The sequence below is a fragment of the Methanocalculus sp. genome (genome assembly GCF_030651615.1).
Classification (GTDB): domain Archaea; phylum Halobacteriota; class Methanomicrobia; order Methanomicrobiales; family Methanocorpusculaceae; genus Methanocalculus.
Window position 1 is genome coordinate 1 of record NZ_JAUSCG010000148.1, and the last position, 12,069, is coordinate 12,069.

General features: G+C 50.4%; 15 protein-coding genes. 13 read left to right on the plus strand and 2 right to left on the minus strand.

What is annotated here, in order from left to right:
• Positions 1 to 338 (plus strand): hypothetical protein (locus Q7V06_RS06395; protein WP_304839681.1); only part of this gene is annotated, 338 nt, incomplete at its 5' end.
• 29 nt (positions 339 to 367) lie between these two features.
• Here the strand turns inward: Q7V06_RS06395 and Q7V06_RS06400 are convergent.
• Entirely contained in the window at positions 368 to 850 is a 483-nt protein-coding gene (locus Q7V06_RS06400; protein WP_304839683.1) for a DUF2124 family protein, read from the minus strand.
• A gap of 146 nt (positions 851 to 996) precedes the next feature.
• Between Q7V06_RS06400 and Q7V06_RS06405 the strand changes: the two genes are divergently transcribed.
• The 10 genes from Q7V06_RS06405 to Q7V06_RS06450 are packed head-to-tail and all read left to right on the plus strand — an operon-like array spanning position 997 to position 8,108.
• On the plus strand, positions 997 to 1,455 hold the full coding sequence (locus tag Q7V06_RS06405) for a Na+/H+ antiporter subunit E (RefSeq protein WP_304839686.1): 459 nt from the start codon (positions 997 to 999) through the stop codon (positions 1,453 to 1,455).
• A complete protein-coding gene (locus Q7V06_RS06410; RefSeq protein ID WP_304839688.1) occupies positions 1,452 to 1,715 on the plus strand; it encodes a monovalent cation/H+ antiporter complex subunit F in 264 nt (87 codons plus the stop codon). Before Q7V06_RS06405 ends, Q7V06_RS06410 begins: the two co-directional genes overlap by 4 nt.
• A gap of 26 nt (positions 1,716 to 1,741) precedes the next feature.
• On the plus strand, positions 1,742 to 2,017 hold the full coding sequence (gene mnhG / locus Q7V06_RS06415; RefSeq protein WP_304839718.1) for a monovalent cation/H(+) antiporter subunit G: 276 nt from the start codon (positions 1,742 to 1,744) through the stop codon (positions 2,015 to 2,017).
• Complete coding sequence (locus Q7V06_RS06420; protein WP_304839691.1) at positions 2,014 to 2,259, plus strand: hydrogenase subunit MbhD domain-containing protein; 246 nt, start codon at positions 2,014 to 2,016, stop codon at positions 2,257 to 2,259. The genes mnhG and Q7V06_RS06420 overlap by 4 nt, the downstream gene beginning before the upstream one ends.
• Positions 2,256 to 2,531 carry a hydrogen gas-evolving membrane-bound hydrogenase subunit E gene (gene mbhE, locus Q7V06_RS06425; RefSeq protein ID WP_304839694.1) on the plus strand — a complete coding sequence of 92 codons (276 nt, stop codon included), beginning with the start codon at positions 2,256 to 2,258 and terminating at the stop codon, positions 2,529 to 2,531. Before Q7V06_RS06420 ends, mbhE begins: the two co-directional genes overlap by 4 nt.
• A complete protein-coding gene (locus tag Q7V06_RS06430) occupies positions 2,528 to 2,959 on the plus strand; it encodes an MnhB domain-containing protein (RefSeq protein ID WP_304839697.1) in 432 nt (143 codons plus the stop codon). The genes mbhE and Q7V06_RS06430 overlap by 4 nt, the downstream gene beginning before the upstream one ends.
• A complete protein-coding gene (locus Q7V06_RS06435) occupies positions 2,956 to 3,333 on the plus strand; it encodes a cation:proton antiporter subunit C (RefSeq protein WP_304839700.1) in 378 nt (125 codons plus the stop codon). Before Q7V06_RS06430 ends, Q7V06_RS06435 begins: the two co-directional genes overlap by 4 nt.
• A complete protein-coding gene (locus Q7V06_RS06440) occupies positions 3,330 to 4,820 on the plus strand; it encodes a monovalent cation/H+ antiporter subunit D family protein (protein ID WP_304839702.1) in 1,491 nt (496 codons plus the stop codon). The genes Q7V06_RS06435 and Q7V06_RS06440 overlap by 4 nt, the downstream gene beginning before the upstream one ends.
• Position 4,821: 1 nt before the next feature.
• Complete coding sequence (locus tag Q7V06_RS06445; protein ID WP_304839705.1) at positions 4,822 to 6,312, plus strand: proton-conducting transporter membrane subunit; 1,491 nt, start codon at positions 4,822 to 4,824, stop codon at positions 6,310 to 6,312.
• Positions 6,309 to 8,108 carry a proton-conducting transporter membrane subunit gene (locus tag Q7V06_RS06450; RefSeq protein WP_304839708.1) on the plus strand — a complete coding sequence of 600 codons (1,800 nt, stop codon included), beginning with the start codon at positions 6,309 to 6,311 and terminating at the stop codon, positions 8,106 to 8,108. Before Q7V06_RS06445 ends, Q7V06_RS06450 begins: the two co-directional genes overlap by 4 nt.
• Before the next feature lie 21 nt (positions 8,109 to 8,129).
• Here the strand turns inward: Q7V06_RS06450 and Q7V06_RS06455 are convergent, their stop codons facing one another.
• The gene (locus tag Q7V06_RS06455) at positions 8,130 to 9,272 is read right to left on the minus strand and encodes a TIGR04083 family peptide-modifying radical SAM enzyme (protein ID WP_304839711.1); all 1,143 of its coding nucleotides are present in this window, start codon (positions 9,270 to 9,272) and stop codon (positions 8,130 to 8,132) included.
• Between the two features lie 460 nt (positions 9,273 to 9,732).
• Between Q7V06_RS06455 and Q7V06_RS06460 the strand changes: the two genes are divergently transcribed.
• Together Q7V06_RS06460 and Q7V06_RS06465 are read left to right on the plus strand one after the other, a co-directional pair.
• Positions 9,733 to 11,511, plus strand: coding sequence for a Na(+)/H(+) antiporter subunit D (locus Q7V06_RS06460; protein WP_304839713.1), 1,779 nt, complete (start codon positions 9,733 to 9,735; stop codon positions 11,509 to 11,511).
• Between the two features lie 44 nt (positions 11,512 to 11,555).
• Positions 11,556 to 11,978, plus strand: coding sequence for a hypothetical protein (locus Q7V06_RS06465; protein WP_304839716.1), 423 nt, complete (start codon positions 11,556 to 11,558; stop codon positions 11,976 to 11,978).
• Positions 11,979 to 12,069: the final 91 nt, after the last annotated feature.

Below are 12,069 nucleotides of genomic sequence, written 5' to 3' on the forward strand. Positions count from 1 at the left end.
CCCTCTATGGAAACCGTATCCAGGAGGCGTATGCCCTCTCGGTCGGATCACTTGATGAAGACTGGTTCACCGCTGATATCAATACATACCGTCGTGAGGGTGATCATTACTGGATGATTGATCTTCATCTCGGCCTTTATAACGGCAAGATTTCACAGCTGAAGATGACACCTGAATCTCTCTTTCAGCTGACTCTGATCATGATGAACGAGGCGAAGAAGCTCCCTGCGGAGGCATTTGATCCCGAACTGATCGCACGGTACAGTGATGATATTCAATCATTTGCAAAGAGATTCTCCCTGCGAAAAGATGATGGAGCCCCTCCCGGATATGCATGAGAAGAAGAGCTCTCTCCAATTCTGTTTTTTTACTCTTTCGTTGTGATTGTCACCGGATCGATTCTGGCATCGATCATCAGCTCAAAGTCGATCTCTTCGAGCCATCCTGACTTTTCAAACATACTCATGAAACAGACCCCGACGATCGGGACACCGTGCTTTGATACAGTCGCCACTGCCTCTTCTGCTGTAACCGGAACATTCGGCATGGCCAGTCCGCCCATCAGGACGATGATACCTGGTTTGATGGCGATCTCGTCAGCTGCCTGCATCCCGACACCGGTGACCGGTTTCAGCATGCGTGCTTTTGACTCATCAAGGAGCGGGATAAACGTGTGTGTCAGCTTCATATCGCGCGTTGCGAAGGCGAGGAGTTCGACAAACGGTGTGCAGGTTCCGACACAGCCATAGTAGGCGATCTGCGAGCCTTCACTCAGTTTCTTTCCTGCAAGATACTCCTTGAAGGGGCGGAGTATCCCGGGAACGCCGGTTAATGTGGTAACAGTACTCATAGTCTCTTCCTGAAGAACAATTGGAACACAAGTTTATAAATGACACTCTCCAATTTTAATGAAAGGATTGCTTCGGAGGGTTGGAAATATCTTCAGATAATAGACGCTCATCTTTTGCCGGATTGATCGCGACATTTACTATACTGATGATCTTCTGGTATCTCCTCTCGGGATACTTTGATCTCTTTCATATTGGTTCCGGCATCATCTGCTGTGGTATAGTGACCCTCATATCCGGAGATCTCATCTTCAGATCTGATCGGAATCTCTTTCATTCAGCCCGAATATTCATTCGATTCGTTCTTTATATCCCAAAACTGATGGTTGAGATCCTCTATGCAAATATTGATGTGGCATATCGGATTCTCCATCCGAAGATGCCAATTAACCCCGGTATTCTCACGATTGATACAGAGTTTCGCAATGACGTTCTCAGAACAGCGTTTGCAAATGCAATGACCCTGACGCCTGGAACTGTCACCGTCGATGTCAGAGGAGGAACCTTTACCGTGCATGCGCTTGTGCTTGAAGCATCAGAAGATGAGCTGTTAAAGAGCCGAAGTATTCAGAAGAAAATGGCAGAAATCTTTGGAGAAGGGCAATGATCGATATATTCCTCGCAAGTGGCGTCATTTTGATCCTGACGATCTTCCTCTGCCTCTACCGGGTTGTCTGTGGGCCTGGTGTTGAGAATCGGCTGATTGCAGTCAATACGGTTGGAACTAAGACGATCATTCTCCTCGTTATCATCGGTTTCATCTATGAACGGCCACTCTTTCTGGATATCTCAATCGTCTATGCGATGATCAACTTCATCGCAACCCTGGCAATCGCCAAATACCTCAGGAGGGGAACCATCTGCTGAACACAATCGCTATCATATTCATCATCATCGGCCTCTTCTTCATGGTCGTCGGTGCAGTCGGACTCATACGGCTCCCGGACTTCTATACCCGTGCCCATGCAAGCGGCAAGTGTGATACACTCGGAGAAGGGATGATGCTGGTCGGATTTATTCTGTATGAAGGGATGACATTGATCTCGGTGAAGCTTCTGCTCCTTGCGATCTTTATCTTCATCACATCACCAACAGCGGTTCATGCCCTTGTGAATGTTGCTCACTCACGCGGGGTTATGCCCTGGAAGAAGGGGGATGAACGGCAATGATCTGGGAGCTTGACTTTGCCCTCCTCCTCTTTATGATCGTCTGCGCAATCGCCGCAATTACCGTGAAGGATCTCCTTCATGCGACGATCATTCTTGCCGCGTACTCACTGATCATGACGGTTCTCTGGGCAGAGATGAACGCGGTAGATGTCGCCTTCACCGAAGCAACAGTGGGGGCCGGGATCACCACCGTCCTCTTTATTGCAGCCATCGCACGAACTAAAAGGAGTTCATCAGATTGAAGACAAAAGCGCTCATTGCAGTCCTCTTCATCGGTATCATCCTCTTCTGGGCAGTTGAGGATATGCCGGCGTTTGGTGATCCCGAGGCTCCGGCTACGAAGTATACCGGAGAACTCTATATTCAATCGGTTCTCCCGGATATCGGGATCGATAACATCGTCACCGCAATACTTGCCAGCTACCGTGGTTTTGATACGCTTGGGGAGGTTGTGGTGATCTTCACCGCAGGTATTTCGGTAGCCCTCCTGCTCAGGCGGGGTGAAAAGGTATGAGGGAGAATGTCGTCATAAGGACGGTCTCACGCCTTGCTGTTCCGTTCATCCAGGTCTTTGCACTCTATGTCATTGTACATGGTGCATCGGGTGCAGGCGGCGGATTTCAGGGCGGTGTCGTCTTCGCCTCGTCATTTATCCTGATGATGGTAGCATTCGGCCTCGTCGAAGTGCGACGGCGGATTGATAATCGGGGAATTATGATCTTTTCAGTTATGGGAATTGCCATCTATGCGGGTATCGGTTTCCTCTGTCTCCTTCTCGCAGGCAATTTCCTGGAGTATGGGGTTATTGAAGCCGCTGTCGGCATACCGCACCTTCATGGATACCTCCTTGATGCAGTTGAAGCCGGAATCGGTATCACCGTGATGGCTGTCATGACATCGATCATTTATGATATCTCAGATAACAGAGGTGAAGCTCCATGATCGAGTCATTCATTGAGCTCTTCTTTGCACGATACAACTACTGGATGGCGATCATCCTGATGTTGATCGGGCTCTATGCATTAATCGCAAAACAGAACCTGGTGAAGAAGATCATCGGACTCAACATCTTCCAGACCGCGATATTCCTCTTCTATATCTCGTTTGCCGAAGTAAAGGGAGGGACCGCTCCGATCTACCTTCCGCAAGGGATTGATGCACTCTATGTCAATCCACTGCCGCATGTTTTAATCCTGACTGCGATCGTCGTCGGAGTGAGTGTCACAGCTGTTGCCCTCTCTCTCATCGTCAGGATCTATGAAGAATACGGTGTCATCGACGAGGATGAACTGATGCAGGCGGTGAGGAGACGATGACGGTGATCAATCATCTCCCGGTCCTCCTGATCGCCATCCCAATCCTGGCGTCGCTTCTGATATTTGCCGCGGGATGGTATGACCGGAGGTTCGCCTATCCGATAACACTTATTACCGTCCTCTTTCAGTTTACGGCTTCAGTTATCCTTCTCCTTCAGGTGATGCAGGAAGGCACGATCAGATATCATCTTGGAGGGTGGGCGCCTCCGCTTGGGATAGAGCTGGTCATCGATAGTTTCAATGGTTTTATTCTGGCAGCAATCATGCTTCTTGCCGCAGCAACGGTGGTCTATGCACGAAGGAGTGTTGAAAAAGAGATAGAACAAGAGAAGATTGTATCCTTCTATGTTCTCTTCCAGCTCCTTGTGACAGGTCTCGTCGGCATGACGATTACGGGGGATATCTTCAATCTGTATGTCTTCCTGGAAATCTCATCGATTGCCGCATATACACTGATCTCCGCCTCAAGGAAGCCGCATTCGTATGTGGCAAGTTTCAACTATCTCGTGCTCGGCTCTATATCGGCAGGATTCATCCTCCTCGGCATCGGGAACCTCTATGTCGCGACCGGGACGCTGAATATGGCAGAACTTGCTGCGATTCTTCCTGCCTCGTATGGGCTTGCAACGGTTCACTCGGCGTTCCTCTTCCTGATGATCGGGTTCTCCATTAAAATTGCCTTCTTCCCGCTTCATCTCTGGCTTCCTGATGCATATACTGAGTCTCCATCTGCTGTGACAATACTCATATCGACGGTGATGGCAAAGGTGAGTGTCTATGCGTTGTTTCGGATACTCTTCTCGGTCTTTACAACCGCATACATCATCGACAGCTTTCCGGTGACCGGTTTTATCCTCCTCATGGCAACCGTTGCGATCGTCGCCGGTGCGGTGCTTGCGATAGCTCAGGATGATCTCAAGCGGATGCTTGCATACTCAAGCATCAGCCAGATCGGGTATATCATGTTCGCTCTTGGTGTAGCAAACCAGATCGCACTGGAAGGAGGACTTCTGCATATCCTCGGTCATGCCGTGATGAAAGGGTGTCTCTTCATGGTGGCAGGGATGATCATCTACCGGATGGGCACCTCAAAGCTGAGTGAGCTGAAGGGTGTTGCAAAGACGATGCCGATCTCCTGTGCAGCATTTGCCCTTGCAGGTGCTTCGATGATCGGCATCCCGCCAACAATCGGGTTCATGAGTAAATACTATCTTGTACTCGGGGCGTTTGAAGCCGGTTTATGGCCATATGCCGTGGTTCTGCTCATCGGCTCTCTCCTTGCAGCCGTTTATATCTGGAAGTTCATTGAGATTGCATACTTTGGTGATCATCATGACAACCATCATACTTCAGTTCGTGAAGGTCCTCTCTCGATGCTTGCCCCGATGGTCTGCCTTGCAGTCCTCTGCCTCATCTTCGGAGTCTTTGTGGAGGTCCTGATGGAGGCTGTCGGGCCTGCGGTTATACTCCTCCTTGGAGGTGTCTGATTTGGCTGATATCACCGGGATACTTCCTGCGATAACCATCGCCATTCCGCTTGTTGCGGCGGTGCTGATACTGATCGTCGGAAGATATGAGAACATCCGTGAAGGGGTCACAATTGCGGCTGCCATCGCGATGCTCTGTTCTATCCTTGCCATGCTCCCTGAAGTCCTCTCAGGTGCAAGGATCTCGATCTCGCTTCTGCCGATGGTGCCGGGTGGAGATTTTGCCCTCCGGGTGGATGCATTCGGGATGGTCTTTGCTCTTGTTGCATCCATCCTCTGGCTCCTCAATTCATTCTATGCGATAGGATACATGCGGGCATTGAAAGAGCATGCACAGACGAGGTTCTTCTTCTGTCTTGCTGTTGCAATAGCTGCTGCTATTGGGATAGCGTTCTCGGCCAATCTGCTGACACTCTTTGTATTTTATGAGATCCTGACGATCATCACCTATCCGCTCGTCGTTCATGTCGAGACACCGGAGGCGATGAAGGCAGGGAGAAAGTATCTTGCCTATCTTCTTGTCGGCGGGATCTTCCTCCTCGCCGCGACCATCCTGACGTATCTCCTCACCGGAATGACAGATTTTGTACCGGGAGGCTTCCTTGCGGGATCAGGATCTGATCTCATCCTCCGGATCCTCTTCCTCCTCTTCATGGTAGGATTTGTGAAGGCGGCATGGATGCCCATTCATGGATGGCTTCCTGCAGCGATGGTCGCCCCGACACCGGTGAGTGCATTTCTCCATGCAGTCGCAGTCGTTACAGCCGGTGTCTTTGGGATCGTCCGAATTGCGGGTTGGGTCTTTGGCATGGATCTGATGGCATCGCTTGGTCTTGGTATCTTCCTTGCAGTGATCGCATCATTTACAATAATTACCGCCTCACTCTTTGCCCTGACCGAGGATAACCTCAAGCGGAGGCTCGCTTACTCGACGGTAAGCCAGCTCTCCTATATCCTGCTTGGTGTATCGATGCTCTCCATTGCCGGGATGACCGGAGCAATGGCACATATACCCATCCATGCATTCATGAAGATCACCCTCTTCATGGCTGCCGGTGCGTTCATCGTCTCTGCCGGGAAGGAGTCCATCTCTGATATGAAGGGTCTTTTCAGGAAGATGCCGGTGACCGTTCTCATGTTCTCAGCTGCTGCTATTGGAATCTGCGGCCTTCCACCGCTTGCCGGTATCATCAGCAAGATCTATCTGGCGCTTGGTGCCGTTGAGGGGGGCATGCCGATCCTTCTGTTGGTTATCATCATCAGTGCGGTCTTAAATGCAGCCTATTTCTTCCCGATCATTTATACGATGATCTTTGAGCATCCTGATGATGAACGATCACTCGATGCTGTCACAGAGCCACCCCTTACGATGCTCGTTCCGATCGTTCTCACTGCTTCGATATCGGTTCTGATCTTCTTCTTCCCGTCTATGCCGTTTATGGATTTGATTGAGATTGCAATTGCAGAGATTACGCAATCGGTGATACCATGATCGAGATACCTCCGGCATGTATCTACCTGCTCGGTCTTCTCATCGTTCCTCTGATACCAGGGGTATTCAGGAAAGTATGGACACTCCTTATCGGTGCTGTTGGTGTACTCCTGGTGCTTCTCCTCAATTTGGCATCACCCGGAGTGATACTTGAGATCATCCCCGGCATTGAGACGATCCTCCTGACAGTCGACCCGATGCGGCAGCTTGCCGGTATCATCTTTGCACTCGCGGGATTCATCACACTTATCTATGCATCATATCGCGATCTCCCGGCGCTTGAGACGACTGGCATCCTCGCATCTATTGCAGCAGCGATGGGGATCGTCTATGCAGGCGATCTCATCACGGTCTTCGTCTTCTGGGAACTCCTTGCACTGGCATCACTTGCGATCATCTGGTCATCTGAAGATCCGAAATCGTCCGGTGCAGGCTACCGTTATCTCCTCTTCCATATCTTCGGAGGGGCCTGCCTCCTCGGTGGAATCGTCTATACCATCGCCACAACAGGGAGTGCCGCATTTGGATCGGTGGGAGATGGGTTCGGAGTCGTGCTGATGCTGATCGGAATAGGAGTAAATGCTGCGTTTATTCCTCTTCATACCTGGGTGCCGGATGCCTACCCACGGGCATCTGTTGTCGGGTCGGTCGCCCTCTGCATATTCACCACAAAAGCGGCGGTCTTCCTCCTTGCAGCCATCGGGGGATGGGGACTAACCGTTGCATATATGGGTGGGGCGATGGCACTCTACGGTGCCATCTACGCCCTTATGCAGGACGATATCCGCCGCCTCCTCGCATATTCGATCATCAGTCAGGGCGGCTATATGGTTGCTGCCATAGGGGTGGGAACGGTGGCCGGGCTTGATGCAGGACTTGCCCATATGGTCAATGACATCCTCTTCAAATCGCTCCTCTTCATGGCGGCTGGTGCGGTGATCCTCAGGACAGGTCATCATCGCCTTTCGGAGCTTGGCGGTCTTTCAGGGATGATGCCGAAGACGACACTCTGTGCCGTCATCGGTGGCCTTGCGCTGGCAGGACTGCCGGGTCTGAATGGTGCTGTCAGCAAAGGTATGGTGATCGAGGCAGCAGGGAGTGTGCCGTATCTCTCACTTATCCTCTTAGTCTCAGCTGTCATTACTGTCATCTATGTCAGCCGTCTCCTTTACTTCGTCTTCTTCAGATCAGCCCACGGGACAAAAGAAGGCATCATCCCAGAAGATGCCCCGGCTCCGATGCTGGTAGCGATGGGCATTACCGCACTTCTCTGCCTTATTATCGGGCTCTTACCCGATCTCCTCACAAACCTCCTTCCGGGTGGGACACATGCCCACCCGTTCTCCCCTTCACACCTGCCTGAGTCAGTTGCAATCTTTGCTCTGGCAGGTATCGTCCTCCTCCTGGTGAGGTCCCTCAGATCTCCCGGACGTGGATTTGAGACCGATATTGATTCTTTCTATATCGCTTTAGGAAGGGGGGTCACCTGGATCGCAGCAGATCCGCTTGTCCGTGGTGCTGAAGGAATTGGAAAGGGTATTGAATGTCTGGCAACATTCCTCAGGGTGGTTGTTGCTAATCCGCCTGTCGCCTGTCAGATCGGCATGAAAACCCTTGCACTGCCGGTTATGCGGGCATTCTCTTCCCCTTCAACGTCAAAAGTATATGAAGATACCCTTATGGAGATGAAAGCCCGCTATCCGGATGATCAGATCAATATCTGGGGTGGGGGATATGGAATCATATTCATCAGTATCATCGCATTTCTGTACTTTATCTTTGATATTCTGAAGTAGGGGATACGCTCCCCTACCGGTCTACTTTGCCAGAATCCTCTGCATCAATGCCATGATACCCGGTTGTGTTCGTCTCTTTCGCCGGGCGCTTACCGAAGATGTCTCAAACATCTCACGGTTGAGTCGGTCATTGATCTCTTCAAATATCCGCTTGTAGGCTGGACAGTGAGGATCAACTCCTTCGATCCTCCCTTCTGTCCGTGCAATTGCATTATAAGGGCATCCTCCCCTGCAATAGTTGATATGTGAGCAGTCTGCACATGCAGAGTCGACATACCGCTTGTACTCCTGCATCAGTTTCCATGGTTTTGACTCTGCCAGTTCATCAGGAGATGGAGAGTTGGCGACATTCCCCATCACAAATTCCGGCATTCCAACAAAACGGTAACAGGGGTATATCGCACCGTCCGGCCCGATTGCGAACGTGTTTGCCATGCAGTCAACATATGTGCAGACGGTTCCGTGCCGTGTAACAACGCATTTGACAAGGTCATTGATGTTCATTACCTCGGATTTGTCAAGGTTCTCAAGATACTTGTCAAGGAGGTAGATGAGCAGTTCCCCATACTCTTCAGGAGGGAGTGCCCATTCTTCAGGACTTCCGTCACGAAGCGATGGAAGGGCAGGGTGCAGTTTCATCGGAAAGCCCCTCTCCATGAAGTAGTTGAAGATATCCTCTTTATGGAGGACTGATTTATTCGTAAACGTGCATATGAACCGAACTGATAAACCATGCGACCGGGCAATTTCATACCCTCTCATCGTCTTTTCATAGTACCCTGTTCCCCTCTGTGTATCATTTATCGCCTCAGGTCCGTCGATTGAGGAACCGATCGGAATATGGTATGCAGCAAGCGCCTCTGCAACCTCCGGAGTCATCTTCCAGAGATTTGACTGAAGGGCAAATTCGGGAGTGAGATGAGAAAGCCCCTCTGAGAGGATCGGAAGTGCCTGCCGATAGAAGTCTGCACCGGCAAGGAGCGGTTCTCCTCCATGGAAGGTGAAGGTTACTGGATCAGATCGGAAGTCTTTGAGCCACCGGACAATATCATGAATTGTATCGATGGTCATAATGGGTGATCCCTCCTCGGAACTCCAGCAGTATGCACAGTTTGAACAGCAGCCGAGGGTGGGTATGATCATCACATGGAAGGGATTCTTCATTCACTAACGATCTCCTGTATATCTGCTTAATGCTATTCTTTTCTGCAGATAGAGGGGGTGCAGATGAGATGTATTATGTTCTTTTTGAGCGATATTTCGATGTTTTATGATAATATCGGTCTCGGGAAGACTTATATTCTGTCTGGTATATGTATCTGTATGAGTCTTCTGCTTATCCGTGACCGCCTAAACAGAGACGTTATCGTCACCCATATACGCCTTCCTCTATTCTCAACAGACGATAGATAGAGCCGGAAGGTGCACCTCCGGAATAGAGACGATCATCTCCTGAGGTGACATACCCGGTGTAATTGCTGCAAATACCGCTTCTCTGGTAGTGAGGTATATGTACCTGATCTACGATCAGAAATTATCGATGATGTATGAAGAAAAGACCGCGACAGTTGATAGAAATGGAATCGATCAAGCGGGAGCTCTCTCTCAACAGGAGGTATGATCTGTGATCGCACTTCCGCCGTTTGCCATCTATCTCATCGGTGCAATTGTCCTCCCACTTCTCCCTCAAAGGGTGAGGCATGAGTGGATGCTCTTTGTTACCATAGCCGGACTTGCCTGCATCTCTCTTCAGAAAGGAGATATGATAGGTTGGGTCCTCCCGTTTCTTTCCGGTATGGATCTGATCCTCCTCTCAGTTGATGACCTCTCCAGAGTTGTTGGCTATATCTTTGCCGGGATCAGCGTCCTTGCGATCATCTATGCGAGCGAAGAGAAGCGTCTCATCCACCAGATTGCGATACTTCTCCAGATCGGATCAGGTATCGGGATCGTCTTTGCCGGAGATTTCATCACACTCTTCCTCTTCTGGGAGCTCCTTGCCCTCTCCTCTCTTGCTCTTATCTGGTATGGGGGGGAAGATGCGGCGGGACCGGGATACCGCTATGCATTGATGCATATCCTCGGAGGCGCCCTCCTCCTTGGGGCAATTTCCTTGCAGTATGCAGAGACCGGCTCGCTTCTGGTCGGTCATGCCGCACCCGGTCTTACCACCATCCTCTTCATCCTTGGAATAGGCATGAATGCAGCTATCATTCCGCTCCATGCCTGGCTCCCTGATGCATATCCGAAGGCATCGATTGTGGGGTCGGTCATCCTCTGCATCTTCACCACAAAGGCGGCAGTGTACCTTCTGGCACGGACACTGCCCGGGTCTGAAGTGGTGATGTACCTCGGTGCGATAATGGTCGTCTACGGCCTCATCTTTGCCCTCCTTCAGGATGATATGCGGTCACTCCTCTCGTATCATATCATCAGCCAGGTCGGCTACATGGTCGCCGCAATCGGTATCGGAACAACACTTGCTATCAACGGAGGGATAGCCCATCTCTTCAACCATATCCTGTATAAGGCCCTCCTCTTCATGGTGGTTGGTGCGATCATCTACCAGACCGGGCGGCATCGCCTCTCAGAACTTGGTGGTCTTGGGAAGCAGATGCCACTAACATTTGCTGCCTGTATCATCGCTTCTGCTGCCATTGCAGGTGTTCCCTGGCTGAACGGCTATATCAGCAAAGAGATGATCGTCGGTGCAGCTGCCGAGAGTGGTCTCTTCACATTAGAGATACTCCTTCTGATCGGCTCAGTCGGTACATTCCTCTCATTTGTGAAGCTGAACTACTATGCCTTCATTAAGGAGAAGCCGGGTCTTGTATCGAGTGACCCTCCTCTTCCGATGCAGATTGCAATGGTGATGACTGCTCTCTCCTGTATCATCTATGGAGTATACCCCTGGGTACTCTTCTCGATCCTGCCCTATCCGATAACACATGATGTCTTCAGTCTCACCCATGTGATCGAGACGATCATCATCTTTGCAGCAGTTCTGTTGAATCTCTGGGTAGCACGGAGTATCATTAAGCAGATCACCTATATACCACCGGATTTCATGGCACTCTATCGTACTGTCGGGCGGGCGTTTCTCAGAGTCTCCCGTTTCATCCTTCCTGCTGTCGAAACAGGTATTACTCGTATTATCAGCAGGATTTCATCAGGGGCTGCATGGTTTCTACAAAATCCGGTTATGGCAGGAGAGATCCTTTTACAGTCGGCGCTGCTGAGAATTGTAACTCCTGCAGCAGCAGGCAGATGCAGAGAAGAACACCTTGCTCTTCTTACTGCCCAATATCCCGGTGGCGGTTCGTCTCTTCGAGATCCTGGCTATGGAATCTTCATCGTTTCCGTCCTCCTCTTTGCGTATTTCATCATGGTATTCGTCCTTTGAATCTGGCGATCCTTTATGTTTTACTAGGCAATACAATTCTAAGAATGGCAAATCCAGAAGCAGATGATGATCCTATACGTGCACACCTCCGAATTGACGGGGGAACTGTTGCAGAAAAGTGTGTAAGCCCTGGTGTTACTCCGGGCACCCGGATAGCGCTGTCCGAACTTCGGAAGATACGTGAGAAGTACGGAGGAGAGGTATATCTCTTCTTTGACGATTGTATTGCACGTAATTCGACGATGAAAGATGATTTAGAGAATTATGCAATGCTTCCGCCGGAAGCAAGACCATATCTTGAGATCGAACGTTTCTTTAAGGTAGTGAAAGAGCAGCAAATCCCTCTGCCTGATGAAAACGATCTTATGGCTGAGATTATAACTGTCGGGGAACTGGATACTGTAGTCTGTTGCAGTCCCCAGAGCCGCCCGTTTATCCGTGCACTGCTTTCCCCGATAAGAGCATAAGAGTGACATCGAGCAGGGGAGGTGCGGACAGAATCAGATGTCTTCGTGAGTAGGCAGAGGAACTTGCGTCATATTCGAAAGAAGAGCTGTT

What these genes read in the sequence shown, in the direction of transcription:
- Q7V06_RS06400 (WP_304839683.1), bottom strand. Translation starts at nt 850, where the DNA reads ATGAGTACTGTTACCACATTAACCGGCGTTCCCGGGATACTCCGCCCC.
- Q7V06_RS06405 (WP_304839686.1), top strand. Translation starts at nt 997, where the DNA reads ATGATCTTCTGGTATCTCCTCTCGGGATACTTTGATCTCTTTCATATT.
- Q7V06_RS06410 (WP_304839688.1), top strand. Translation starts at nt 1,452, where the DNA reads ATGATCGATATATTCCTCGCAAGTGGCGTCATTTTGATCCTGACGATC.
- Q7V06_RS06420 (WP_304839691.1), top strand. Translation starts at nt 2,014, where the DNA reads ATGATCTGGGAGCTTGACTTTGCCCTCCTCCTCTTTATGATCGTCTGC.
- Q7V06_RS06430 (WP_304839697.1), top strand. Translation starts at nt 2,528, where the DNA reads ATGAGGGAGAATGTCGTCATAAGGACGGTCTCACGCCTTGCTGTTCCG.
- Q7V06_RS06435 (WP_304839700.1), top strand. Translation starts at nt 2,956, where the DNA reads ATGATCGAGTCATTCATTGAGCTCTTCTTTGCACGATACAACTACTGG.
- Q7V06_RS06440 (WP_304839702.1), top strand. Translation starts at nt 3,330, where the DNA reads ATGACGGTGATCAATCATCTCCCGGTCCTCCTGATCGCCATCCCAATC.
- Q7V06_RS06450 (WP_304839708.1), top strand. Translation starts at nt 6,309, where the DNA reads ATGATCGAGATACCTCCGGCATGTATCTACCTGCTCGGTCTTCTCATC.
- Q7V06_RS06455 (WP_304839711.1), bottom strand. Translation starts at nt 9,272, where the DNA reads ATGAAGAATCCCTTCCATGTGATGATCATACCCACCCTCGGCTGCTGT.
- Q7V06_RS06465 (WP_304839716.1), top strand. Translation starts at nt 11,556, where the DNA reads ATGGCAAATCCAGAAGCAGATGATGATCCTATACGTGCACACCTCCGA.